Origin of the sequence: Mycobacterium sp. 852002-51152_SCH6134967, from assembly GCF_001667105.1 — a bacterium.
GTDB classification, from domain to species: Bacteria; Actinomycetota; Actinomycetes; order Mycobacteriales; family Mycobacteriaceae; genus Mycobacterium; species Mycobacterium neumannii_A.
This window is the reverse complement of the sequence record NZ_LZIK01000062.1, coordinates 1-23569: the sequence shown is the minus strand read 5'-3', so window position 1 is coordinate 23569 and position 23569 is coordinate 1. Positions and strand designations below refer to the sequence as shown.

24 protein-coding genes are annotated in these 23569 nt (G+C 67.2%); 8 read left to right on the top strand and 16 right to left on the bottom strand.

Features of this window, described 5'->3' with window-relative positions; genetic code table 11:
- Positions 1-16 precede the first annotated feature (16 nt).
- Positions 17-1480: a glycine hydroxymethyltransferase gene (locus A5790_RS18200; RefSeq protein ID WP_066847316.1), complete on the bottom strand. Its 1464-nt coding sequence runs from the start codon at positions 1478-1480 to the stop codon at positions 17-19.
- Positions 1481-1675: 195 nt separating this feature from the next.
- The gene (locus A5790_RS18195) at positions 1676-2887 is read right to left on the bottom strand and encodes a DUF885 domain-containing protein (RefSeq protein ID WP_066847314.1); all 1212 of its coding nucleotides are present in this window, start codon (positions 2885-2887) and stop codon (positions 1676-1678) included.
- A 30-nt stretch (positions 2888-2917) separates the two neighbouring features.
- On the opposite strand from A5790_RS18195, the gene coaA reads away from it, so the two are divergent.
- Positions 2918-3865 carry a type I pantothenate kinase gene (gene coaA / locus A5790_RS18190; protein WP_066847312.1) on the top strand — a complete coding sequence of 316 codons (948 nt, stop codon included), beginning with the start codon at positions 2918-2920 and terminating at the stop codon, positions 3863-3865.
- A 4-nt stretch (positions 3866-3869) separates the two neighbouring features.
- Here coaA and A5790_RS18185 read toward each other — a convergent pair whose 3' ends face one another.
- From A5790_RS18185 to A5790_RS18170, 4 genes are all read right to left on the bottom strand, one after another.
- Positions 3870-4280: a hypothetical protein gene (locus A5790_RS18185; RefSeq protein WP_082961781.1), complete on the bottom strand. Its 411-nt coding sequence runs from the start codon at positions 4278-4280 to the stop codon at positions 3870-3872.
- A gap of 91 nt (positions 4281-4371) precedes the next feature.
- Complete coding sequence (locus tag A5790_RS18180) at positions 4372-4794, bottom strand: hypothetical protein (RefSeq protein ID WP_066847309.1); 423 nt, start codon at positions 4792-4794, stop codon at positions 4372-4374.
- 114 nt (positions 4795-4908) lie between these two features.
- Positions 4909-6261, bottom strand: a complete 1353-nt coding sequence (locus A5790_RS18175; RefSeq protein ID WP_066847306.1) for a hypothetical protein — start codon at positions 6259-6261, stop codon at positions 4909-4911.
- 32 nt (positions 6262-6293) lie between these two features.
- Positions 6294-7085 (bottom strand): (2Z,6E)-farnesyl diphosphate synthase, encoded by a 792-nt coding sequence (locus A5790_RS18170; protein WP_066847303.1) that lies wholly within the window; start codon positions 7083-7085, stop codon positions 6294-6296.
- 55 nt (positions 7086-7140) lie between these two features.
- On the opposite strand from A5790_RS18170, the gene A5790_RS18165 reads away from it, so the two are divergent.
- Complete coding sequence (locus tag A5790_RS18165) at positions 7141-7881, top strand: hemolysin III family protein (protein WP_066847300.1); 741 nt, start codon at positions 7141-7143, stop codon at positions 7879-7881.
- Here A5790_RS18165 and A5790_RS18160 read toward each other — a convergent pair.
- The 4 genes from A5790_RS18160 to mca are packed head-to-tail and all read right to left on the bottom strand — an operon-like array spanning position 7878 to position 11409.
- Positions 7878-8249: a nuclear transport factor 2 family protein gene (locus A5790_RS18160; protein ID WP_066847297.1), complete on the bottom strand. Its 372-nt coding sequence runs from the start codon at positions 8247-8249 to the stop codon at positions 7878-7880. The genes A5790_RS18165 and A5790_RS18160 overlap by 4 nt on opposite strands.
- Before the next feature lie 10 nt (positions 8250-8259).
- Positions 8260-10272 carry a thioredoxin domain-containing protein gene (locus tag A5790_RS18155; RefSeq protein WP_066847295.1) on the bottom strand — a complete coding sequence of 671 codons (2013 nt, stop codon included), beginning with the start codon at positions 10270-10272 and terminating at the stop codon, positions 8260-8262.
- Positions 10256-10543: a hypothetical protein gene (locus A5790_RS18150; RefSeq protein WP_066847290.1), complete on the bottom strand. Its 288-nt coding sequence runs from the start codon at positions 10541-10543 to the stop codon at positions 10256-10258. Before A5790_RS18150 ends, A5790_RS18155 begins: the two co-directional genes overlap by 17 nt.
- On the bottom strand, positions 10540-11409 hold the full coding sequence (gene mca, locus A5790_RS18145; protein WP_066847565.1) for a mycothiol conjugate amidase Mca: 870 nt from the start codon (positions 11407-11409) through the stop codon (positions 10540-10542). The genes A5790_RS18150 and mca overlap by 4 nt, the downstream gene beginning before the upstream one ends.
- Positions 11410-11528: 119 nt before the next feature.
- Here mca and A5790_RS18140 point away from each other — a divergent pair, with 119 nt between their 5' ends.
- The 3 genes from A5790_RS18140 to A5790_RS18130 all read left to right on the top strand — a co-directional run bounded on the left by A5790_RS18140 (position 11529) and on the right by A5790_RS18130 (position 13416).
- Positions 11529-11951 (top strand): DUF4307 domain-containing protein, encoded by a 423-nt coding sequence (locus tag A5790_RS18140; protein ID WP_066847287.1) that lies wholly within the window; start codon positions 11529-11531, stop codon positions 11949-11951.
- Positions 11952-12197: 246 nt separating this feature from the next.
- Complete coding sequence (gene greA / locus A5790_RS18135; protein WP_064394952.1) at positions 12198-12692, top strand: transcription elongation factor GreA; 495 nt, start codon at positions 12198-12200, stop codon at positions 12690-12692.
- Between the two features lie 61 nt (positions 12693-12753).
- A complete protein-coding gene (locus A5790_RS18130) occupies positions 12754-13416 on the top strand; it encodes a GPP34 family phosphoprotein (protein WP_066847284.1) in 663 nt (220 codons plus the stop codon).
- 3 nt (positions 13417-13419) lie between these two features.
- On the opposite strand, the gene A5790_RS18125 is transcribed toward A5790_RS18130, so the two are convergent.
- Positions 13420-14583 (bottom strand): cystathionine gamma-synthase, encoded by a 1164-nt coding sequence (locus A5790_RS18125; RefSeq protein WP_066847281.1) that lies wholly within the window; start codon positions 14581-14583, stop codon positions 13420-13422.
- Between the two features lie 54 nt (positions 14584-14637).
- Here A5790_RS18125 and A5790_RS18120 point away from each other — a divergent pair, with 54 nt between their 5' ends.
- Positions 14638-15810, top strand: a complete 1173-nt coding sequence (locus A5790_RS18120) for an acyl-CoA dehydrogenase family protein (protein WP_156656446.1) — start codon at positions 14638-14640, stop codon at positions 15808-15810.
- Between the two features lie 4 nt (positions 15811-15814).
- Here A5790_RS18120 and A5790_RS18115 read toward each other — a convergent pair whose 3' ends face one another.
- The 4 genes from A5790_RS18115 to A5790_RS18100 all read right to left on the bottom strand — a co-directional run bounded on the left by A5790_RS18115 (position 15815) and on the right by A5790_RS18100 (position 19985).
- On the bottom strand, positions 15815-16684 hold the full coding sequence (locus A5790_RS18115) for a hypothetical protein (RefSeq protein ID WP_369829797.1): 870 nt from the start codon (positions 16682-16684) through the stop codon (positions 15815-15817).
- 84 nt (positions 16685-16768) lie between these two features.
- Positions 16769-17371 (bottom strand): RDD family protein, encoded by a 603-nt coding sequence (locus A5790_RS18110; RefSeq protein WP_066847279.1) that lies wholly within the window; start codon positions 17369-17371, stop codon positions 16769-16771.
- Between the two features lie 110 nt (positions 17372-17481).
- On the bottom strand, positions 17482-18882 hold the full coding sequence (locus A5790_RS18105) for a cystathionine beta-synthase (protein ID WP_066847272.1): 1401 nt from the start codon (positions 18880-18882) through the stop codon (positions 17482-17484).
- A gap of 41 nt (positions 18883-18923) precedes the next feature.
- Positions 18924-19985 carry an alpha/beta hydrolase fold domain-containing protein gene (locus A5790_RS18100; RefSeq protein WP_066847269.1) on the bottom strand — a complete coding sequence of 354 codons (1062 nt, stop codon included), beginning with the start codon at positions 19983-19985 and terminating at the stop codon, positions 18924-18926.
- A gap of 205 nt (positions 19986-20190) precedes the next feature.
- Here A5790_RS18100 and A5790_RS18095 point away from each other — a divergent pair, with 205 nt between their 5' ends.
- Both A5790_RS18095 and A5790_RS18090 read left to right on the top strand, forming a co-directional pair.
- Positions 20191-21153, top strand: coding sequence for an SGNH/GDSL hydrolase family protein (locus tag A5790_RS18095; protein ID WP_066847266.1), 963 nt, complete (start codon positions 20191-20193; stop codon positions 21151-21153).
- Positions 21154-21187: 34 nt separating this feature from the next.
- On the top strand, positions 21188-22405 hold the full coding sequence (locus tag A5790_RS18090) for an acetyl-CoA C-acetyltransferase (RefSeq protein WP_066847263.1): 1218 nt from the start codon (positions 21188-21190) through the stop codon (positions 22403-22405).
- Positions 22406-22471: 66 nt separating this feature from the next.
- Here the strand turns inward: A5790_RS18090 and A5790_RS18085 are convergent, their stop codons facing one another.
- Positions 22472-23329 (bottom strand): Bax inhibitor-1/YccA family protein, encoded by an 858-nt coding sequence (locus A5790_RS18085; RefSeq protein ID WP_066847260.1) that lies wholly within the window; start codon positions 23327-23329, stop codon positions 22472-22474.
- Between the last annotated feature and the right edge of the window lie 240 nt (positions 23330-23569).

Sequence of the window (23569 nt, the reverse complement as noted above, 5' to 3'; positions counted from 1 at the left end):
CGGCGTGGCGCGGGGGCTACAGCGTCAGCCCCGGATACAGGGGGTTGGCCTCCAGCAGCTCGGCAGAGGCGGCGTGAACGCGCTCGGCGGTGCCGTCGGACAGCGTGTACTTGGCCTTCGAAGTGCCCTGCTGTTCGGTGTTGGACAGCACGTCCACGATCAGGTCGGCGACACGGTCGAAGTCGTCGGCCCCGAATCCCCGGGTGGTCAGCGCGGGAGTGCCCAACCGGATGCCGCTGGTGTACCAGGCGCCGTTGGGGTCTGCGGGCACGGAGTTGCGGTTGGTGACGATGCCCGCGTCGAGCAGGGCCGACTCGGCCTGGCGCCCGGTCAGCCCGAACGAGGTGACGTCGAGCAGCACGATGTGGTTGTCGGTGCCGCCGGTGACGAGCTGGGCGTCACGCTTGAGGAAACCGTCGGCAAGCGCCTGGGCGTTGTCGGCGACGCGCTGCGCGTAAGCCTGGAAGGCCGGTTGGCGGGCCTCGGCCAGCGCGACCGCTTTGGCGGCCATCACGTGGGAGAGCGGACCGCCCAGCACCATCGGGCAGCCCTTGTCGACGGCGTCGGAGTACTCGGGCTGGGCGAGCACCATCCCGCCGCGCGGTCCGCGCAGCGACTTGTGGGTGGTCGTGGTGGTGACGTGGGCGTGCGGTACCGGGTCTTCGTCGCCGGTGAACACCTTGCCCGCGACCAGACCCGCGAAGTGCGCCATGTCGACCATCAGCGTGGCGCCGACCTCGTCGGCGATCTCGCGCATCTTGGCGAAGTCGACCCGACGCGGATAGGCCGAGTATCCGGCCACGATGATCAACGGCTTGAACTCGCGGGCGGCCTCGGCCACCGCGCCGTAGTCGAGGAATCCGGTGTTCGGGTCCGTGCCGTAGCTGCGCTGGTGGAACATCTTGCCGGAGATGTTGGGCCGGAAACCGTGGGTCAGGTGGCCGCCCGCGTCCAGCGACATCCCCAGCAGCCGCTGGTTGCCGAGCTTGTTGCGCAGCTTCTCCCAGTCCGCCTCGGACAGGTCGTTGACGTGCTTGGCGCCGAGGGCCGCCAGTTCGGGCGCTTCGACCCGGGTGGCCAGGATCGCCCAGAAGGCAACGAGGTTGGCGTCGATACCGGAGTGCGGCTGGACGTAGGCATACGGCGCTCCGAACAACTCACGGGCGTGTTCGGCGGCGAGACTTTCGACGGTATCGACGTTCTGGCAGCCCGCGTAGAACCGGTGCCCGATCGTGCCCTCCGCGTACTTGTCGGAGAACCAGGAGCCCATCGTCAGCAGCACCGCGGGCGAGGCGTAGTTCTCGCTGGCGATGAGCTTGAGCGAGTCCCGTTGATCGGCAAGCTCTTTACGTGTCGCCGCCGCGATACGCGGCTCCACCGACTCGATCACCTGCAACGCGGCCCGGTAGGCGGCACTCGCGGTCTCGGCGTACTCGGCACCGGGAGCGGCAGCGTTGGAGGTCACGGGGTCTGCAGTCATGGGGTTCAGCCTACTTTCCGCACCTGGGGCGCTCGATGCCCGTACCTGGGGCGCTCGATGCCCATACCTGGGCCGCCGACTGTGGGATTGACACACGCCACACCCGCCATCGGCGTGACGGTAACCCACGTTCGGCGGCGGTTCGGCGGCGGCTCAGGCTCAGGCGGCGGCTCAGGCTCAGGCGGCTGCTCAGGCTCAGGCGGCCCGCAGCGAGGACGGGATCAACGGCTCGTCGAGCAACGTGCCGAACCGCTGGGTCAGGCTGACCTCTTCGGGGCGTTCATCCAGCCAGCCCCGCAGCAACCGGTACCCCTCGACGTAGGTGCTGGTGTAGGCGCGCCACAGCGGCGACGACAGGAACCGCAGCATCTGGCGGGCGCGTTGGTCGTTGACCAGCAGCCACCGCTTGAGGAAGCCGACGACGTCGTCGACGTCGCGGTGCTCGTCGTGCAACATCAGGGCCGCGTCCTGGCGCACCTCGGCCAGCGCCGCCGTCGCCTCCGACACCGCCTGGGCGCGCTCCCCGTCGAACCGCAGCCCCAGGTCGGCGTAGATCTCGCCGGCCCACACACCCCATTCGGGCCCGATCGCCGCGTACAGCGCGAGGTCGGCCAAGCCCTCGGCCATCAGGCACTGCGGGGTGTTGACCAGAAAAATGGTCTGCTCAGCCTGTCCCCTGCCCTCGACCAGCCCGGCCTCCTTGCGGCAGTGCTCGGTGTGATGTCCCGGATACGACTCGTGCGCGACCAGCCGGGGCAGGTTCGACATCTGCTGCTTGAGGTCGGCGTTGACGGCCACCGTGGACTTGTAATCCCCGTGGTAGTAGTTGAAGCCCGACCACGGCTTGTCGGAAACCACCTCATAGGTGATGGTCTCCGCGTCGGGCAGCGGATACTCGGCGCGCACGCGGTCACGCAGCGCGCTGGAGAATGCGTGGATGCACTCTTCGAGGCGCGCAGGCGGAATCTCCTCGGCCGCGCGGTAGGCCTGCATCCGGTCGGCGAGCGGTCCGGACCCGCTCAGCACTTCGTCGAGCTGGCGATGGGCCTGCCGGTACCGCTCGGGGTCCCCTTTGGTGATGCGCACGTCGAAGTACGCCTCAACCTCGTCGACGAAGCCGACGTCTTCACCGGCGAATTTGCGGCCCGCGCACGCCAGCGCCCGCAGGTGGGCGCCGATGTAGTCCATACGCGCTCGCTCCAGCCCGTCGACCGAGGTCAATTGCCCCAGCAACCGGTCGGCCTGCCTGGCCAGGTCCGCGGGAACGGGCTGTGGTTCGGCGGCGACGGCACGGCGCAGCGCCGGGTCGCCGGTGAACGAGTCGACGTAACCCTCCTCCACCCGGTCGAAGCGCAGCCCGAGCAGCAGATACTCGCGGACCAACGAATCTGAGGTGCTGGCGTCCATGATCTCAACCGTAAATGCAAGACTGGGCGCATGGCGCGGCTGAGTGAACCCAGCCCATATGTGGAGTTCGACCGGAGTCAGTGGCGGAACCTGCGTATGTCGACGCCGCTGAAACTCACCGAGGACGAGCTGAAGAAGCTGCGCGGTATCGGCGAGAAGATCGACCTGCTCGAAGTCGAAGAGGTCTATCTGCCACTGGCCCGGCTGATCCACCTCCAGGTCGCCGCCCGCCAGCGGTTGTTCGCGACGACCGCCGAGTTCCTGGGCGGCGACTCAGACAGCGACTCTCAGCCCGACCGGCCGGTGCCGTTCGTGATCGGCGTCGCGGGCAGCGTCGCGGTCGGCAAGTCCACGACGGCCCGTGTGCTGCAGGCACTTCTGGCGCGCTGGGAGCACCACCCGCGCGTCGACCTGGTGACCACCGACGGGTTCCTCTACCCCAACGCCGAACTGGTACGACGAAACCTGATGGGCCGCAAGGGTTTCCCGGAAAGCTACGACCGTCGTGCGCTGATGCGGTTCGTGACGACGGTCAAGTCCGGCGCGGAATACGCGTGCGCGCCGGTGTACTCGCATCTGCTCTACGACATCGTGCCCGGTGAGAAGCAGATCGTCCGGCATCCGGACATCCTGATCCTCGAGGGCCTCAACGTGCTGCAGACCGGGCCGACGTTGATGGTGTCCGACCTGTTCGACTTCTCGGTCTACGTCGACGCTCGCATCGACGACATCGAGAAGTGGTACATCGATCGGTTCCTCGGCTTGCGCACGACGGCGTTCGCCGACCCGGCGTCGCACTTTCACCACTACGCCACGCTCACCGACGAGCAGGCCGTGTTCGCCGCGAGCGACATCTGGCATTCGATCAACCGGCCGAACCTGATCGAGAACATCCTGCCGACCCGGCCGCGGGCGACGCTGGTCTTGCGCAAGGATGCCGACCACTCGATCAACCGGCTGCGCTTGCGCAAGCTGTAGCCGGCTACCGGTTGATCCGGCGGATGCCCTGGTACTGCAACTCGGCCATGATCAGGGTGTAGACGCCGGTGGCCAGGGTGAGCACCACACCGGCAGTCGTCAGCGGGAAAACGTCGGCCAAGACGAATACGACGGTGGCGACCGTGTACGCCACGTTTCCGATCGCGATCACGGTGCCGGTGGCCTTCACCGTGGGCAGCGCGGCGAGTGCGAACACACCGATCGCGAAGGCGATGAAGACCGCACTCACGGTGTACTCGAATGCGATTGGAGTTCCTGACGTCTCCGCCAGCCATCCCGCGAGCGCGACACCGGCCACACCCATGAGCCCGCTGGCTAAGGCGTCGGTCCGCAAAGCGAAGCGCAGGAACGAGTCGTTGGACTCGCGGAGCCTCGGTGTTGAGATAGCGGTCATCGTACTTCCTTTCTTGGGGGGGGTGAGGGACCGTTCCGGAGCCGACGCCGCAACCTCTGACGACGGCGGCTCCGGACCAGCCATGAGGGGGTCACGTCAGGCGACGCACCCCGAGGTACTGGGCGTAGGCGAATGCGAGGGTGACGGCGGTGAACCCGACGATGCCCGCAACGCCGGCTTCGGTCAGCGGCAGCACGCCGGTCGCCAGCACCGCGGCCACGACGAGCGCGAAGACGATGTTGCCGACCAGCACGCCGACACCGACGCGGCGGACGTCGGCCATCCCGGCCGCCAGGAACAGTGCGGCGCCGTAGCCGACGAGCGCGGCGCCGGCGATCCACTCGCTGGTGGTTGACAGACCGCTCAGTCGGGACAGCGGGTCGGCGGCCATCGCGATGACCAGGCCGAGACCCCCGCACAGCGTCGCGTCGGCACGCAGTGCCACGCGCAGCAGCGAGTCGGTGGTATCGCCTTCGCCGGTGGTGTTTACCAGGTGGGTGGTTGCTGTGGTCATGTCACCGACAGTGCTCAGATGCCGCTGCCAGATCGACGCAGAACGCTGCCAGCTACTGCCAGCCGCAGGTCACGTGGGTATCGGGCCCAACGCCGGCGCCGATGCGGATGCGCGTCAGTCCTGAGCGGCCACCAGGTTGCCGCGCAGATCGGCAGCGATCAGCCGCGCGGCGGCGTTCTGCCAGTTGTGCAGCGACCGCTGGGGCACTTCGGTGACGAACCACTGCCAGGCCTGGCGGGCCACGGGGTCGAGTCCCGCCGCGGTGGCGTTCTGCGCATAGGCCCGCACCCCGGCGACATACGGGAAGTACAGCGAGTTGTAGTGCCGCCACTCCTCGGTGGTGCCGAACTCGCCGCCGTCGCGGGGTTTGAGCCGGGCGATGCGCTCGGCCAGCAGCGCCTTGAGTTCGGTCGCCCGCTCCAGCGGTTGGCCGGAGGCGCCGCGCGAGGCCAACCGCTGGTCGATGATCGGCAGGTTGGTGAGCGGGCTGGCGATCAGCTTGGACAGGTCGCCGTAGTGCCCGAGCGCGCGGCGGGTGAGGCGGACGAACGTCTGCTCGTCGATGCCGTCGAGCGGATTGTCCTTGCGCAGCGGCAGCGCAGCCTCGGTGCTGCGCAGGGCGGCGCGGTCGGCGCGCAGGGCGGGCGAGCGCGAGAACGCCAACCGGTCGAGCACACCTGCCAGCGGGTCGGCAAGGACGTTGATCGCGATCGCGACCGCCAGGCTGGTGAACAGCAGCACCGTCAGCGCGGTGTCGTGACCGGTGACCGCCAGACCGATCAACGCCTGACCGCCGAACAGCACCGCCACCACCGTCGTCGCCGCGAACGAGCGCAGCATGTCGGCGCGCAACGCCTGCCCCTCGTCGAACGCATCCCCGATCGCGACCGCGACACCGAGCAGCGCCACGTCGAAACCCGTCGAAGCGAGCGCCAACCAGCTGGGCACCAGCCCCAGCGGGATGATCAGGATCGCGTTGCCCAACGCGAAGAACAACGTCGCAACCACCACGAAACCGACCACCGGGACCGGCTGCGACTGGCGCAACACCGCGTACACCATGGCGCCAAGCGAGGGCACCGAGACCGCCGCGAACATCACCCAGTGGCCAAGGCGCAACGGGCCGTCGACGCTTCCGGCCATCGCGGCGCCGACGAACGCGGTCGCGGCCACCACGGCGACCAGCCCGAGCTCACCGGCACGGCCACGCCAGGTGTCACGGGGCCGGGACAGCTCGAGGAGCACTGCGAACCAGGCGATGCCCGGCACGGCGACGAGGTAGACCTCGATGCGACTGAGCACATCGGCCCCGCTGACGGTCCGCACGGCATCCAGCGCGACCACCGCCGCGAAGCTCGTCAACCCGATCGCGGCCAGCACGAGCACAGGCTTACGCGGGTCGCGGGCCAGCAGATACAGCCCCAACCACCAGCTGAGCGCGAAGACCACCGCCGACAGCGCAGCCATGTTCTCAGTGTTCCATCAACTACGGCGTGGCATCACATTCCGTACCGTCGATGGCGCACGGTGTAGTCGCGCAGCGCGCGCAGGAAGTCGACCCGCCGGAACGCCGGCCAGTAGGCGTCGGTGAACCACATCTCGGAGTACGCGCTCTGCCACAGCAGGAAGCCCGACAGCCGCTGCTCCCCCGAGGTGCGGATCACCAGGTCGGGGTCCGGTTGTCCGGAGGTGTAGAGGTTCTCCGAGATCGCGTCGATGGTGACGGCCTCGATCAGCTGTTCACCGGTGCTGCCGTTGGCCAGCTCCTTGCTCAGCAGCTGACGGACGGCGTCGACGATCTCCTGGCGCCCGCCGTAACCGACGGCGAGGTTGACGTGAAAGCAGTCCGGACCCGAGTCAGTGGACCCGACCGCGTCACGCAGCCGGCGCGCGGGCTCCTCGCCGATCAGCTCCAGATCGCCGACGGTGCGCACACTCCAGTGGTTGGCGGGCGCGCAGATCTCCTCGACGACGTCGGTGATGATTTCGATCAGCGGGGACAGTTCGTCGGGCGCACGCTGCAGGTTCTCGGTGGACAGCAGATAGACCGTCGCCATCTCGATGCCGGTCTCCTGACACCAGCGCAGCATGTCGGCGATCTTTCTGGCGCCCATCCGGTAGCCGACGCTGACGTCGTCGTGTCCAAGGTCACGTGCCCATCGGCGGTTGCCATCACACAAAACGGCAATATGGCGCGGCAGTTGGGATTTGGACCGTGCCAGCTCCTGGCGCAGCCGCATCTCGTACAGCCGATAGGCCGGCTCTTTGAGTCGCGGGGGAATGAGCTCCACGAAGATCCAGACTACTGTGAGGTTCGAAAACCCCCATGGCATTAGTGGAGGTGACATGACCCGATCCATCGACAGCACCGATTCCGATAAGTCCCGCGACCCGCAGAACCCTGCGGAGGACTTTCCGGAAGCCGTTGTCGACGGTCTCGCCAATTTCATCGGTAAGCCGCGCGCACGGGGCTGGATACACGTGTACGCGGCGGGGATCGCAGCCATCTGCGGCGCCACGCTGGTGTCGGTGTCGTGGTCGGTCCAGTCCACGCGCGCGGGCGTCGCGACGCTGATCTACACGCTCACCATCGTGGCGATGTTCGCGGTCAGCGGCGCGTACCACCGGGTCGACTGGAAGTCGCCGACCGCACGCAAGTGGATGAAGCGACTCGACCATTCGATGATCTTCGTGTTCATCGCGGGCAGCTATACGCCGTTCGCCTTGCTGGCGTTGCCGCAAACCGACGGCATGGTGCTGTTCTGGATCGTGTGGGGCGGTGCGATCGCGGGCGTGCTGCTCAAGTGCTTCTGGCCGTCGGCGCCGCGGTGGGTCGGCGTGCCGCTCTACATTCTGCTGGGCTGGGTGGCGGCGTGGTTCGTCGGACCGATCACGCACGGTGCGGGAGTGGCCGCGCTCGTGCTGCTGATCGTCGGGGGCGCGCTCTACAGCATCGGCGGTGTGCTCTACGCGCTCAAGTGGCCCAACCCGTGGCCGACGGTCTTCGGCCATCACGAGTTCTTTCACGCGTGCACCGCGGTGGCGGCGATCTGCCACTACATCGCGATGTGGTTCGCGGTCTTCTAGAGCTGGGTGACGTTTTCGGGGGTCCAGTAGGCCTTCATCGACGCGATCTTGCCCTCCTCGTTGAAGGTCATCACGCTGATGATCTCGATGCGCATCTTGTTCTCGCCGAGGTCGATGGTCAGCGCCCAGAAGAACGCCGCCTCGTTGCCCAACGCCCGCAGCGTGACGACGTCGGCCTGGGCGCCCGTCGTGGGGAGCGCGTCGTAGAAACCGCGAATCGCTTTGCGGCCTATGTGCACCTCGCCGCCAACCGGATCCTCGACGGTGCCGTCGTCGGCGTACAACTCGGCGATGTCATCGGCCTTACCCTGCGCGGCCAGTTCGAGGTAACGGGTGACGGTCTTGGCGTTGTCTTCCGGCGTCGGCATGCGCCGAACGCTACACGGACGCGCCCAGGGCGGCAGCGAGTTCCGGCGCCGTGGTGACCGGCAGGTCGCATGTTCTGCCACGGCACACATAGGCGGCGTCGGCGCCGCCGACGCGGTCGCGGTCGATCAGCAGTTCGGACGAATTCACCACGCCGCCGACGACGACCGCTCCGCCCGGCGCGAGCCGCCGCGCTGCCGACAACAGTTCCGACCGGCCAGGGTCACACGCCACTGCGATCTGGATCGGCCCGCGCACCGCCGCCTCTGCGACGGCGAGCCAGTGTCCACCCGAGCGCGGCAGCCGGGTCAGGATCGGCGTGGCCGCCGCCAGAGTGGCCTCGGCCGCCGCGCCGTAGCGATCCGCCCGCCAGGCGGGGGCGAGGTGCGCTGCGGTGAGCAGCGCCTCGGCGATCAACGACGCACCCGATGGTGTCGCACCGTCGAGCGGATCGGCCGGCCGCACCATCAATGCCTCGGCGTCGTCGGCGGTGTCGAACCACCGGCCGGGCCGGCCCGGGTCGGCGAAGTGCTCGAGCGCGATGTCGAGCAGCGTCATCGCGGCCTCCAGCCAGTCCGGGTCACCCGTCATCTGGTGAACGGTCAGTAGGCCGGTGGCCAACGCCCCATGGTCTTCGAGGATCCCGGCGCTGTCGCCGACCGCACCGCCGAGGCTCGCCCGCCGCAGTCTGCCGTCGACGACGTGCAGATTCCACACGCCGCGCGCACAATTCGTTGCGGCGGTGAGCAATTCGGGCCGGTCGAGCGCGACAGCGGCTTCGGCGAGCGCCGTGATCGCCAGCCCGTTCCACCCGGTGACGACCTTGTCGTCGCGGCCGGGTTGCGGCCGGGTGAGCCGGGCCGCCAGCAGCGCTGCCCGCACACTGACGAACCGGTCCTGGTCGTCGGGGTCGCGCGGCAACTGCAGCACCGACGCACCCTGCTCAAATGTGCCCACCTCGGTCACGGCGAAAAGCTCTGCCGCCCACTGCCCGTCGTCGTCACCGAGGAACTCGCGCAGTTGCGCGGGGGTGAAGACGTACGTCAGGCCTTCCCCCCCGTCCGCGTCGGCATCCAGCGACGACGTGAACATGCCGTCGGCGCCGAGTTCGTCGATGATGAATGCGGCTGTTTCGACGGTTACCTTGTGCGCCAACGGATTTCCGGTACGTCGCGCCCAATGGGCGTACACCCGCAACAGTAGGGCGTTGTCATAAAGCATCTTCTCGAAGTGCGGAACCACCCAGGCCGCGTCGACGCTGTAGCGGGCGAAGCCGCCCGCCAACTGATCGTAGATTCCGCCGCGGGCCATCGCCGTGCAGGTCCGCTCGACGGTTTCGATGGGCATGATGTCGCCCGTGCGTTCGTGGTTGCGCAGCAGACCCTCGAGCAACGCGGATGGTGGAAACTTCGGTGCGCCAGCGGGATTGGTGGCGAATCCACCGCGAGCGACGTCCTCGTCCTGCAGCACCGCGGCAACGGCGTGGTCGCACAGCGCGGGCTGCAACGGCGGTCCCCCGCCGGGCAACCCGGCCGCCATCGTCCGCAGTTCCTCGGTGATCTTCTCGGACGCCTGCTCGACTTCCCCGCGGCGGTTGTGCCAGGTGTCGATGACCGCGGCCAGCAGCTGGAGGAAGGTCGGCTTCGGGTAGTACGTCCCGCAGAAGAACGGCCTGCCGTCGGGAGTGAGGAAGCAGGTCATCGGCCAGCCACCCTGCCCCGTGAGCGCAACAGTCGCGCTCATGTACACCGCATCGAGGTCGGGACGCTCCTCGCGGTCGACCTTGATGCAGACGAAGCCGTCGTTCATCACCGCGGCGACCTCGTCATCGTCGAACGACTCGTGGGCCATGACATGACACCAGTGGCAGGCCGCGTAGCCGATCGACAGCAGGATCGGCACATCGCGGTCGGCAGCCTCGGCCAGCGCCTCCGGCGTCCATTCGCGCCAGTGCACCGGGTTGGCGGCGTGCTGACGCAGATACGGGCTGGTGGCCCGCGAGAGTGTGTTAGCCCCCGGGCTCACGTTTCGTCCCGTCGGGCGGCGCGTCGGACTCGATCGGCGCCTGGGGCTCGTCGGGCGGCTCGGCGATCCGGTCGGCTTCCGCATCCGGCGGGTCGAACGAGTCCGGCACCTTGCGCAGCTGCCGGTTCATCGACCGGACCAGCAGGAACGTGCCGACCAGCAGCAGCACCACGATCAGCAGGCCCAACGGGCTGGCCTTGCCGAAGTCCGGTCCGGTGTCCCTGGGTGGTTCCTGCTGGGCCAGCAGGTCGACGGCGAGCAGGAGGTTCATCGGCCCTCGATCCCGGCGAAGAGGTCGTCCTCAGGAAGCGATACGGGCACGCGCGAGCGGGCCAACTCGAACTCCTCGGTGGGCCAGAGCCGTTGCTGCCATTCGATCGGCGCGCGGAAGAAGTCCCCGTTGGGGTCGATCTGGGTGGCGTGCGCGCGCAATGCGTCGTCGCGCAGCGCGAAGTACTTGGCGCACTCGACGCGGGTGGTCACCCGCTTGGCGAAGATGTCGTGCTCGGGATCCCAGTGCTTGAGCCACTTCTCGAACGGGCCGACCTCCCCGTGTTTGGCGAACTCGTCCTGCAGCAGCTGCATCCGCTGTCGCACGAAGCCGTGCGTGTAGTACAGCTTCTGGACATCCCACGGCTCGCCGGCGTCGGGGAACAGGAGGTGGTCACCGGCGGCGTCGTAGGCACCCATCGACACCTGGTGGCACCTGATGTGGTCCGGATGCGGATATCCGCCGTTCTCGTCGTAGGTGGTCATCACGTGTGGCCGGAACTCGCGCACGACGCGCACCAGCGCCTCCACCGGTTGCTCGAGCGGCACCACGCCGAGGCAGCCTTCCGGCAGCGGCGGAAGCGGGTCGCCTTCGGGCAGGCCGGAGTCGACGAAGCCGAGCCAGCGGTGCTCGACGCCGAGGATCTCGGCGGCCTTGGCCATCTCGTCGCGGCGGATCTCGGCCATCCGGCCGTGCACCTCGGGCAGGTCCATGGCCGGGTTGAGGATGTCGCCGCGCTCGCCGCCGGTGAGCGTGACCACAAGCACGCGCACACCCTCGTCCACGTACCGTGCCATGGTGGCGGCACCCTTGCTGGACTCGTCGTCCGGGTGGGCGTGCACCGCCATCAACCGCAGTTCACTCAACCTGCTCTGCCTTATCATCGCGCTGTCGTCTCCGGCGATATCAACCCGCCGAGACGTCTCAATAGTCCCTATAGTTCCAGTTCTGTAGATCTATCCGACCGACGGGCATAGAAAACCAGATGATCGAGCGCCCCGCCGCGCGCTACGGCCGCCAGCGGCTGCCCGGTAACCGCCGCCGTTGGGTCGCGGTCGCGTTCACGTTGCTCGCGCTGGCGGTGGGGGTGACGGTCGCTGTGGTGGCGTTCGGACGGTTCGAGAGCGAGCCCGTGACGGGCGAGCTGGGCGCCTACGAACTGGTCGACGACCAGACGGTGTCGGTCACGATCAGCGTCACCCGCGAGGACCCGTCCCAGCCGGTCGTCTGCATCGTGCGCGCCCGCTCCATCGACGGCGCCGAGACGGGCCGTCGGGAGGTGCTGGTCCCGCCGGCCTCGCAACAGACGGTGCAAGTGACCGCACCGGTCAAAGCGACCCGCCAGCCCGTGATCGGCGATATTTACGGGTGCGGAACCGACGTGCCGTCGTATCTGGTGGCCCCTTGAAATCACGCTGATTCGTCGGTCCGGCAGACGGCGAACTGCGAATTCTTGAAATCCGATTGGCCCGTCGGTGCTACCATGGTCGGGTACACGGTTCCTGCTGGAGCCGTGTATTGCTGCATTTGGTGCTGTGCTTGAGCACGTGAACCGCGGCAATACACGTCAAGCCCCGGCGCCGTACCACGAGACGTCTTACGCGAGAAAAGCGCGAGCACGCCGCAAGACCCAGAAGGACAGGAGCGCGACGATATGACCGATACGCAGGTCACCTGGCTTACCCAGGAGGCATTCGACCGGTTGAAGGCGGAGCTCGACCAGCTGATCGCCAACCGGCCCGTCATCGCCGCCGAGATCAATGACCGCCGCGAAGAGGGTGACCTCCGCGAGAACGGCGGCTACCACGCCGCCCGCGAGGAGCAGGGCCAGCAGGAGGCCCGGATCCGTCAGCTGCAGGAACTGCTCAACAGCGCCAAGGTCGGCGAGGCGCCCAAGCAGTCCGGCGTCGCGCTGCCCGGCTCGGTGGTCAAGGTGCAGTACGGCGACGACGAGAGCGACACCGAGACCTTCCTGATCGCCACCCGCCAAGAGGGCATCAGCGACGGCAAGCTCGAGGTGTACTCGCCGAAGTCCCCGCTGGGCGAGGCGCTCCTCGACGCGAAGGTCGGCGACGTGCGCACCTACACGGTGCCCAGCGGCAGCACGGTCAAGGTGAAGCTGCTCGAGGCCGAGCCGTATCACGCCTGACGGCCCGGCCCACCCCCAGCCGAATTCGAGTCGCGGACCGGATGCGGTTTAGCATCCGCTCATGGCGCAGATCGCCGAGGACCTTTTCCTGCTGCTGCTCGACAACGCTTCGGCGCAACCGGTTCTCGACCGTCCGCGCCGGGAGCGGGTGTTGGCCGCCGCGGTGCTGCTCGACCTGGCCCTGGCCTGCCGAATCCGCCCGTCGGTCGACGGTGACCCGGTCGAACCGGGCCGCCTGATCGCGTTGTCGGTGGCCGGCGCGACGGACCCGGTCGCAGAACCGGCGTTTTCGCTGTTGCAGCGCCGCCCGTTGCGGCCCCGATCGGCGGTCAAGCGGCTGGCCAAGCACACCGAAAGCAACGTCGTCGGCCATCTGGAGCGAACCGGTCAGATCCGACGTATCCCTCTGCCGGACAAGCGGTTCGGACACGAGTTCGCATGGCCGCTGACCAACCGCAACCGCGTCGGCCACGCGCGCTCGGCGCTGTTGTCGGCGCTGTTCGATCGCAGGCCGCCGGGCCCGACCACAGCCGCGATCATCACGCTGCTGCACGCGATCGACGGTCTGGGCGCGCTGCTCAGCCTCAATGACCGGGGCTGGCGGTGGGTGCATGCCCGTGCCGGCGAGATCGCGCTGGGAAGCTGGGTCGAAGAGTCACCGACGGCCCTGCCCGAGATGAACCTCGCGGTCACGGCCTCGGCGCTGCGCCCGGCGCTGACCTAGCCGCTAGCTCAACGCCTGCTCGAGGTCGGCCAGCAGATCCGCGACGTCCTCGATACCGACCGACAGCCGCACCAGGTCATCAGGAACCTCCAGTTGGGAACCGGCGGTCGACGCGTGGGTCATGGCGCCGGGATGCTCGATCAGCGATTCGACGCCGCCCAACGACTCGGCGAGAATGAAAACCTCTGTGCGGGAACATAGTTTGCGTGCGGCCTCCGCTCCCCCGCGCAGTCGCACGGAGATCATGCCCCCGAAGCCGGTCATCTGCCTGGCCGCGACCTCGTGGCCCGGATGCGTGCGCAGCCCCGGGTAGAGCACGGTCTCGATCGCGGGATGTCCCTCGAGGAACTCGGCGATGACGGCCGCGTTGTCACTGTGCCGCTGCATGCGGATCACCAGTGTCTTCAGGCCGCGAAGGGTGAGGTAGGCGTCGAAGGGCCCGGGCACCCCGCCCGCACCGTTCTGCAGGAAGGCGAACGCGGCGTCGAGTTCCTCGTCGTTGGTCAGCAGCGCGCCGCCCACCACGTCGGAGTGCCCCCCGATGTACTTGGTGGTCGAGTGCAACACGATGTCGGCGCCCAGCAGCAGCGGCTGCTGCAGCGCGGGTGAGGCGAAGGTGTTGTCCACCAACACTTTCACATTCGACGTCGCCGCGATCTGCGCGATCGCGCTGATGTCGGCGATCGACAGCAGCGGGTTGGTCGGCGTCTCGACCAGGATCAACCGGGTGTTCGGCGTGATCGCCGCGCGCACCGCGTCCAGATCGGCGAGCGCAACGGCGGTGTAGTCGATGCCCCACTTGGTGAACACCTTGTCGATCAGCCGGAATGTCCCGCCGTAAGCGTCGTCGGGCATCACCACGTGGTCACCGGGCCGCAGAACCGCCCGCAACGCGCAATCCGTCGCCGCCATGCCCGAGGAGAACGCCCGCCCGTAGGCCGCGGCCTCCACCGCGGCGAGGGAGACCTCGAGCGCCGCCCGGGTGGGGTTGCCGGTTCTGGCGTATTCGTAGCCTCCGCGCAGCCCGCCGACGCCGTCCTGCGCGAACGTCGAGCTGGCGTAGATCGGCGCGTTGACGGCACCCGTGGTCAGATCGGGCCGGACGGCGTGGATGGCCTTCGTGGAAAGACCCTGAGTAGAAAGGCCCTGCGTTTCGTTCTTCGACATCACCGCTCAGCCTAGCCACGACTGTGCCGCATGCCGACCGGGTAGACATGTCCCATGAATTCTGCGACCCGCCTCGAGGACATGCTCGAGCTGGATTCCCTGCTCTCACCCGAGGACATCGAGCTGCGCCAGACCGTGCGCCGGTTCGGCGAACAGCGGCTGCGGCCGTTCATAGCCGAGTGGTTCGAAACCGGTCAGGTGCCGGTTCGCGAACTGGCCGCCGAGTTCGGCAAGCTCGGGCTTCTGGGTATGCACCTCAAGGGTTACGGCTGCGGCGGATCGACCGCGACGGCCTACGGCCTGGTGTGCCAGGAACTCGAGGCGGTGGACAGCGGGCTGCGCAGCCTGGTGTCGGTGCAGGGCTCGCTGGCGATGTTCGCGATCCACCGCTGGGGCAGCGAGGAGCAGCGCAACCAGTGGCTGCCCGCGATGGCCACCGGTGAGGCCATCGGGTGTTTCGGGCTGACCGAACCCGACTTCGGCTCCAATCCGGGCGGGATGCGCACGACCGCCAAGCGGGACGGATCGGACTGGATCCTGCGCGGTTCGAAGATGTGGATCACCAACGGGTCGGTTGCCGATGTGGCGGTCGTGTGGGCCCGAACCGACGACGGGGTCGCCGGATTTCTGGTGTCCGCCGGAACGCCGGGATTCTCCGCGACCGACATGACACACAAGTTGTCGCTGCGGGCCTCGGTCACCTCCGAATTGCACCTCGACGACGTCCGGTTGCCGGCCGACGCGAAGCTTCCCGACGCGCGCGGACTCTCCGGGCCGCTCAGCTGCCTGTCGGAGGCCCGGTTCGGCATCGTGTTCGGCAGTGTCGGCGCCGCCAGGGACTGCCTGCAGAGCGCGCTGGACTACGTCGGCACACGGGAGGTGTTCGACAAACCGCTGGCGGGCTACCAGCTGACTCAGGCCAAAATCGCCGATATGGCAGTCGAACTCGGCAAAGCTCAACTCCTCGCCCTTCACCTCGGCAAGCTCAAGGACGAGGGCAAGATCAAGCCCGAGCAGGTCAGCCTCGGCAAGCTGAACAACGTCCGCGAGGCCATCCAGATCGCCCGTCAGTGTCGAACCCTGTTGGGCGCCAACGGGATCACCCTGGAGTATCCGGTCATCCGGCACGCCAACAACCTGGAGTCGGTGCTGACGTACGAGGGCACCTCGGAGGTGCATCAGTTGGTCATCGGAGAGGCGCTGACCGGCGTCAGCGCCTTCCGCTGATCGGTTACTGCTGCGGGGTGACTTGAGGCGGCGGACCGGGCGGTAATGGTTGCGGGTTGAGGTCGGCCACCTGGCCCCCGCTGAGCTTGCGATAGGCGTACACCTCGATTAGCGCGACCAGCGGAAGCGCGACGAGCAGACCCAAGCCGCAGAGTAACGCCCCGACGACCGTGATGGCGAAGACAGCCAGCAATGTCAGCAGCACCTGACCGAAGTTATTCTTCGCGATGTCGAAGCTCGTTTTGATCGCGTCGATCGGCGAGAGGTTGCGGTCCAGCAGGGCGATCACGGTGAACATCGTGAAGATGGTCACGATGAAACCGGGAACGAAGCACAGCGCATAGCCGATTGAAGAAAGGAATCCGACGATCAGGCTGGCGATGATGACGCTGCCCACGCTACGCGGTTTGAAGAACGATCCGATATTTACCGGTTGACCGTTGGCGATACGCAACATGCCATTGTAGTAGGCGGATTGGATAGCTCCGCCTACGACGAGGGAGACTAGCCAGCCGACAATGGTGATGGTGAGGCTGGCGGGTCCAGACACATTGAACGAGAAGGCAAAACCATCGCCGTCGGACGTGTAACTGGTCGATTCCGGTTCCACGAGGGCCGACAGGACGCCAAATAGCACCTGTAGCAGGGCGATGATCAGCCCGTAGACCAGCGTCGGAACGATCAGCGCGGCGGCATTGGAGGTGAACTTCCCCCACGCCCACGAGAACGCCTGTCCGACGCTATACCTCTGAACGCCAGGGTATCCCGGCTCACCCGGCGGCGGATAGCCGCCTGGAGGCGGGTAACCGGCCTGCCCCGGTGGCGGATAACCAGCACCTGGCGCCACCCGGGGGTTACCCACCTCCTCCGTCACCCGGCGGGTAACCACCGGGTGGTGGCGGAGGATTGTATTCCGGCGGAGGGGGCGGTTGATCAGTCATGTGACCTTCCCGGTTGACTACAGCGGTAAGCAGACGGTGGAGACGAGTTTATCCGCAATGGTCTGCCGTTTGGCGTCCCACAGCGGGAACAAATAGCCGATATAGCAGATCGCGGCGTCGATGGTATGCGCCAGTTGCCGCAGGATCGACATAGCGAACCCGATTGGCTGCCCGGTCTTTTCACTGACTACCTTGAAGTTCTGCATCGACTTGCCGATGCTGGAGCCGGTGGCCCCCTGGCGGTAACCGTAGTTCCAGATCACGTATGTAAGAACGAGTATCGGAGCGATGAGGGCGGCCGACGCCTGCCCCAGCATCGACGGCTCCATCACGCAGATCTCACGCATGTCGGTTTCTGAATACTCTGTCACGCAGGTGGTTTCCTGCGTTGCGAGTAACACGGCCCAGCCGATGCCGAGGATGAGGAACGTGGGGATGTTATCGATCAGCCACGCCAAGACGCGGGTGAACCAGGGCGTGTAAGCCTCTCTCGCTAGTGCTTGAACCGGTTGCGCTGGAGGTGGATAGCCGGTCACCATTTGCGGTGGCGGAGTTCCGCCGCCCTGCGAACCGTCGGGTGAAGACGGACCGCTTGCCGGAGGCGGCGGTTCATCGCGCATGGACGGCTCCAGTCAATGGCTTAGCTGGGATCAAGCGTGCCTAATCTACCCGAGAAGCCGCTTTGTGCAGAGTTTTCTGTGCGAAACACCGGCCCGATGACGGTGAGGCGCTAGCGAACCCGGCGCTTACTTCCATCAGACAGGAAACCGAGCAGGTCGTGGCGGGTCAGCACGCCGACGGGCTTACCCTCCTCGACCACCATCACCGCGTCACACTCGCGAAGTTCTTTCGCTGCGGCACTGACCAGTTCGCCGGCGCCGATCAGCGGCATCGGCGGGCTCATGTGCTCGGCCACCGCATCGGCGAGCTTGGCCCGTCCCTCGAACACCGCGGAGAGCAGTTCGCGTTCGGACACGCTGCCCGCGACCTCCCCGGCCATTACCGGCGGTTCGGCACCGACGACGGGCATCTGCGAGACGCCGTATTCGCGCAGGATCCCGATGGCGTCGCGAACGGTCTCCGACGGGTGCGTATGCACGAGGTCCGGCAACGCCCCCGACTTGCCGCGCAGCACTTCACCGACCGTGGACTCCTCCACCGACCCGTCCATCCGGCTACGCAGGAAGCCGTACGACGACATCCAATCGTCGTTGAAAACCTTTGCGAGATAGCCTCTTCCGCCGTCGGGCAACAGCACGACAACCAGTGCGTCGGGGCCGGCCTGTTCGGCGACCTTGTTGGCGGCCACCACTGCCATTCCGCACGACCCGCCGACGAGCAGCGCCTCTTCGCGCGCCAGCCTGCGGGTCATCTCGAACGAATCGGCATCAGAAACCGCGATGATCTCGTCGGGCACCGCGGGGTCGTAAGCCTTGGGCCAGAAGTCCTCGCCCACGCCCTCCACCAGATACGGCCGTCCCGAGCCGCCGGAGTACACCGAACCCTCCGGATCGGCGCCGATGACCCGCACCTTGCCGTCGGACACTTCCTTCAGGTAGCGACCGGCGCCGGTGATGGTGCCCCCGGTGCCCACACCCGCCACGAAATGCGTGACCTTGCCGTCGGTGTCGGCCCAGATCTCCGGGCCGGTGGTCTCGTAGTGCGACTCGGGCCCCATCGGGTTGGAGTACTGGTCCGGCTTCCACGCACCGTCGATCTCCCCGACCAGCCGGTCGGAGACGCTGTAGTAGCTGTCGGGATGATCGGGTGGCACCGCGGTCGGACACACCACCACGTCGGCGCCGTATGCGCGCAGCACCTTGCGCTTGTCCTCGCCGACCTTGTCTGGGCAGACGAAGATGCACCTGTAGCCCCGCTGTTGGGCGATCAGCGCCAGCCCCACCCCCGTGTTCCCCGACGTCGGTTCGACGATCGTGCCGCCGGGCTTGAGCTCCCCGATGGCCTCGGCAGCGTCGATCATCTTGATCGCGATGCGGTCCTTCGAGCTGCCGCCGGGGTTGAGGTACTCGATCTTGGCCGCGACCATACCGGCCCCCGGCGGCACAACAGAGTTCAGCTGTACCAGGGGGGTATTGCCGATGAGTTCACTGACGTGCCGGGCGATCCGCATGACTCCATCGTGTCAGGCGACTCCCGCCGTCACCAGGTCGGCTACCAGGTGGCCTCGCGGATGTATTCGCCGATCTGGCGCAACGAGCGTTTCGCCTCGGGCACGATCGGCGCCGCGATCTGGAACACGTGCATCTGCCCCGGCCAGACGCGGACTTCGACCGGCACACCGGCCGCAGCCAGGCGCCGCGCGGCCTTGCGCGCATCGCTCACCAGTACCTCGGAGCCCGAGACGTGGATCAGCGTGCGGGGCAGCCCGGGTTCGATGTGGTCGAGCGGCTCGTAGACCTCTTCGGGCTTGCCATCCTTGCGACCATGCCGCGCCGCGTCCTCGATCAGGTCGACGAGCGCTTCGAACGCCCGTGGCGGGAACATCGCGTCGGTGCGGATGTTCGGGTGGTTGGCCCGCGCCTCGTTGTCGATCTCAAAGAGGGGCGACATCGTCACCATCGCGGCAGGCACCTCAGTCTTAAGGCCTTCGCGCTGCAGGCGTTCGGACAGGGCCAGCGCCAAGTAGCCGCCCGCGGAGTCTCCGGCCAGGACGATCTGGTCGGGCTCGTAGCCGTGCAGGCGCAGCCACTGGTAGGCGTCGTAGCAGTCGTCGATCGCCATGCCGACGGAGTGCTTCGGGATCATCCGGTAGTTGACGACCAGCACTGGACAATCGGCGTAGCCCGACAGCGCCTGCACCAGGCGGCCGTGCGAGTTGACACCGCAGGTCAGAAATGCGCCGCCGTGCAAGTAAAGGATGACGCCGCGTTTGCCGTCCGCGGGCAGCACACCGGGTGCCCGGACGAGTTGCGCAGTGCAATTCGGCAAAGAAATCGTGGCCCGCACGGTGCCCGGCGCAGGCCGCGCGATGCGCGAGACGAAGTCGACAAGACCCCAGGGCCACGGCAGCTTCGGCGCATAGCTGCCGATAGCTAGCGTGGGTCGAACAGTTAGCAGGGCCGCGAGCGATGCAAGCCGACCGCCAAGGCTCGGGCCGTCCTCGACGACCTCTACCGGCGCTCCGTCACTGACCGGGAACTTACGGGGCTTACGCGTGTGAGCGGGCGGTATGCCTCGCGGGCGAACATGGCTGGATTTGCTTGGTGCGGTCATTACAACCACCCCCTCCGACGTTTCAAGCCGCCGCGGTGCTGAGCACGCCTAATTTTCTGGACGTGACTCGCACCTTAGCTTGACAGCTTACGTTCGTTTCAACAATTAGTGAGTCATATTCGATACCGGAGTTGATACCGCAATGTGATCCCTTATCGCTTCTCGCCACGCGGATACCCCAGAAAAGCCACTTAAACTTGCCGACGTGGGCACACCACGACGGACGAGCACCATCGCCTTCGCAGCCGCGGCCACGCTCGCCTCGGTCGGTTCGGCCTATGTCGGGGCGCGCAACCTGCTGATCGGGCAGGCCGATCAGGCTCGTCGGGTCATTCCGCACGCGTGGGACATCCCGCCCCGCGCCGACGGCGTCTACGCACCCGGCGGCGGTCCCGTCGAGCGCTGGCGCCGTGAAGTGCCGTTCGACCTGCATCTGATGGTCTTCGGCGACTCCACCGCAACCGGTTACGGCGCCTCCTCCGCCGAGGAGGTGCCCGGAGTCCTGCTCGCGAGGGGTCTGGCCGAGGTCTCCGGTAAGCGGATCCGGCTGAGCACCAAGGCGATCGTCGGGGCGACGTCGAAGGGACTGTCGGGCCAGATCGACGCGATGTTCGTCGCGGGCCCACCGCCCGACGCCGCGGTGATCATGATCGGCGCCAACGACATCACCCGGCCTAACGGCATCCGACCGTCGGCGCGCCGACTGGGAAAGGCGGTGCGCAGGTTGCGGGCCGCGGGCGCCGTCGTGGTGGTGGGAACGTGCCCTGACTTCGGCGTCATCACCGCGATACCGCAGCCCCTGCGCGCGGTGACACGCAGCCGGGGCCTGCAGCTTGCCCGGGCTCAGACGGCTGCGGTGCGAGCCGAGGGCGGGGTTCCCGTGCCGCTGGCCGACCTGCTGGCGCCGCACTTCCGGACCACCCCCGACGTGCTGTTCTCGCCCGACATGTTCCACCCATCCGGCGCCGGCTATGCGCTGGCAGCCAACCAACTGCTGCCCGCGCTGTGTAATGCGTTGAGCGACTGGCTCGGTGGCGCGTCGCCGGAGTTACCGTGGCGGACGCGCTCGGGTGAGGGCTTCGCGCTGCTGGCCCGGGTGGGCGGGTTGAGCCGGCTGTGGCGGCGGTCGACTGGGGTCCCCGCACCCATCGTGGCGTCCGCGAGCTAGGTTCTCCCCATAGCCATCAATGCGAGGAGACACCATGCCTGAAGCCGTCATTGTCGCGACCGCGCGGTCGCCGATCGGCCGCGCCGCGAAGGGTTCACTGGTCGACATCCGTCCTGACGACCTGGCCGCGCAGATGGTGCGCGCGGTGCTGGACAAGGTGCCCGCACTGGATCCGCGGGAGATCGACGACCTGATCATGGGCTGCGGCCAGCCCGCAGGCGAGGCCGGCTTCAACGTCGGCAGGGCGGTGGCCGTGCAGCTCGGCTACGACTTCCTGCCGGGGACGACGGTGAACCGCTACTGCTCGTCGTCGCTGCAGACCACGCGCATGGCGTTCCACGCGATCAAGGCCGGTGAGGGACATGCGTTCATTTCAGCTGGCGTGGAGACGGTTTCGCGGTTCCCGAAGGGTACGGCGGACGGTTGGCCCGACAGCAAGAACCCGTTGTTCGCCGACGCGATGAGCCGCTCCGATCAGGCGGCCGCCGGTGCCGAGGAGTGGCACGACCCGCGCGAGGACGGCTTGCTGCCGGATGTCTACATCGCGATGGGCCAGACCGCCGAAAACGTCGCGCTCTACACCGGCATCAGCCGCGAGGACCAGGACCACTGGGGCGTTCGGTCGCAGAACCGGGCCGAGGAGGCCATCAAGAACGGCTTCTTCGAGCGCGAGATCGTCCCGGTGACGCTGCCCGACGGAACCGTCGTGTCCACCGATGATGGCCCTCGGGCCGGGACCACCTACGAGAAGATCAGCCAACTCAAGCCGGTGTTCCGGCCGAACGGCACCGTGACGGCCGGCAACGCCTGCCCACTCAACGACGGCGCCGCCGCGTTGATCGTCATGTCGGACACCAAGGCTCGCGAGCTGGGCCTGACGCCGCTGGCGCGTGTCGTCTCGACGGGGGTGAGCGGGCTATCGCCGGAGATCATGGGTCTCGGCCCGATCGAGGCGACGAAGAAGGCGCTGGCCAACGCAGGCATGTCGATCGGCGATATCGACCTCTACGAGATCAATGAGGCGTTCGCGGTGCAGGTGCTCGGCTCGGCGCGCGAACTGGGCATGGACGAGGACAAGCTCAACGTCTCGGGCGGTGCGATCGCACTGGGCCATCCGTTCGGCATGACCGGCGCGCGGATCACCGCGACGCTGCTGAACAACCTGACGACCCACGACAAGACGTTCGGCCTCGAGACGATGTGTGTCGGCGGCGGCCAGGGCATGGCGATGGTGATCGAGCGGCTCTCCTAGCCCGCGAAGAGCCCGCGAAAACGAAAAGGCCCGGCACATTTCGTGCCGGGCCTTCTCGTCAAGCTGCTAATCGCTTTGGAAGTACGACAGCAGTCGCAGGATTTCGATGTACAGCCAGACCAGCGTGACGGTCAGGCCGAGCGCAACGCCCCACGCCGCCTTCTCCGGTGCACCGGCGCGGATCATCTGATCGGCCGAATCGAAGTCGATCAGGAAGCTGAACGCGGCCAGGCCGATGCAGACCAGCGAGAAGATGATCGCGATCGGACCACCGGCGCGCAGGCCCATGCCCTCGCCGCCGCCGACACCGAACATCGCCAGCACCAGGTTGCCGAGCATGAGCACCAGGACACCGAACAGACCGGCGACGATCATGCGGGTGAACTTCGGGGTGACGCGGATGGCGCCGGTCTTGTAGACGACGAGCATGCCGAAGAACACGCCGAACGTGGCGAGCACCGCCTGGGTGATCAGCGCGCCCGCGCTGCCGCCCGCGATCTCGACACTCCTACCGAACACCCACGAGATGGCGCCCAGGAAAAGGCCCTCCAGGCCCGCGTAGCTCAAGACGATCGCGGGGTTGTCCTGCTTGCGACCGAAGGTGGCCACCAGGACCAACACCAGGCCGCCGATCGCTCCGACCATCGCCAGCGGAAGGGCAATAGCCGGGTTCACCGCCGCCAGGAAGTAGGTGACCACTGCGACGGCCGCCAACACCGCCAGCGTGACGCCGGTCTTGGTGACGACATCGTCGATGGTCATCGGGCGGGCAACGCCGGCCTGGCGCTGCTCCGGGTACTGCGTCACATAGGGGTCGGCGTGAACCGCCTGCGTACCGTAGGCGGCGGCCCCTGTTCCGAACTGCGCATATCCGCCCTGCGACTTTGGCAGGGATCGAAATACGGGGTTGCTGGATTCCCGCACCGTGGGTTCCTCTCCTGATGATGTCGATCGTCAATCGGCGAACACACCGTCAACGAATCATGTCCCTGGTCGGTTCCCGGCCGCGCCGATCACTTTCCCAGCTGGTTCACGAGAAACCCTACCCAAAGCATTCGCAGGTCGGGCAACGTTCTAGATTGCATACTCAGTGTGAAGGTGAGGTGCCGCGTAGTGCGGTGGTTGAATCCTTTTCACCTGGTGTCTGGCTCTTAGATTGGCTGC

Excerpts from the sequence above, each read along its gene's own strand:
- A5790_RS18090 (WP_066847263.1), top strand. The coding sequence starts at position 21,188 with ATGCCTGAAGCCGTCATTGTCGCGACCGCGCGGTCGCCGATCGGCCGC.
- A5790_RS18180 (WP_066847309.1), bottom strand. The coding sequence starts at position 4,794 with ATGACCACAGCAACCACCCACCTGGTAAACACCACCGGCGAAGGCGAT.
- A5790_RS18185 (WP_082961781.1), bottom strand. The coding sequence starts at position 4,280 with ATGACCGCTATCTCAACACCGAGGCTCCGCGAGTCCAACGACTCGTTC.
- A5790_RS18120 (WP_156656446.1), top strand. The coding sequence starts at position 14,638 with ATGAATTCTGCGACCCGCCTCGAGGACATGCTCGAGCTGGATTCCCTG.
- A5790_RS18160 (WP_066847297.1), bottom strand. The coding sequence starts at position 8,249 with ATGCCGACGCCGGAAGACAACGCCAAGACCGTCACCCGTTACCTCGAA.
- A5790_RS18200 (WP_066847316.1), bottom strand. The coding sequence starts at position 1,480 with ATGACTGCAGACCCCGTGACCTCCAACGCTGCCGCTCCCGGTGCCGAG.
- A5790_RS18105 (WP_066847272.1), bottom strand. The coding sequence starts at position 18,882 with ATGCGGATCGCCCGGCACGTCAGTGAACTCATCGGCAATACCCCCCTG.
- coaA (WP_066847312.1), top strand. The coding sequence starts at position 2,918 with ATGGCGCGGCTGAGTGAACCCAGCCCATATGTGGAGTTCGACCGGAGT.
- A5790_RS18125 (WP_066847281.1), bottom strand. The coding sequence starts at position 14,583 with ATGTCGAAGAACGAAACGCAGGGCCTTTCTACTCAGGGTCTTTCCACG.
- A5790_RS18110 (WP_066847279.1), bottom strand. The coding sequence starts at position 17,371 with ATGCGCGATGAACCGCCGCCTCCGGCAAGCGGTCCGTCTTCACCCGAC.
- greA (WP_064394952.1), top strand. The coding sequence starts at position 12,198 with ATGACCGATACGCAGGTCACCTGGCTTACCCAGGAGGCATTCGACCGG.
- A5790_RS18100 (WP_066847269.1), bottom strand. The coding sequence starts at position 19,985 with ATGACCGCACCAAGCAAATCCAGCCATGTTCGCCCGCGAGGCATACCG.
- A5790_RS18195 (WP_066847314.1), bottom strand. The coding sequence starts at position 2,887 with ATGGACGCCAGCACCTCAGATTCGTTGGTCCGCGAGTATCTGCTGCTC.
- A5790_RS18150 (WP_066847290.1), bottom strand. The coding sequence starts at position 10,543 with ATGAACCTCCTGCTCGCCGTCGACCTGCTGGCCCAGCAGGAACCACCC.
- A5790_RS18140 (WP_066847287.1), top strand. The coding sequence starts at position 11,529 with ATGATCGAGCGCCCCGCCGCGCGCTACGGCCGCCAGCGGCTGCCCGGT.
- A5790_RS18165 (WP_066847300.1), top strand. The coding sequence starts at position 7,141 with ATGACCCGATCCATCGACAGCACCGATTCCGATAAGTCCCGCGACCCG.
- A5790_RS18130 (WP_066847284.1), top strand. The coding sequence starts at position 12,754 with ATGGCGCAGATCGCCGAGGACCTTTTCCTGCTGCTGCTCGACAACGCT.
- A5790_RS18175 (WP_066847306.1), bottom strand. The coding sequence starts at position 6,261 with ATGGCTGCGCTGTCGGCGGTGGTCTTCGCGCTCAGCTGGTGGTTGGGG.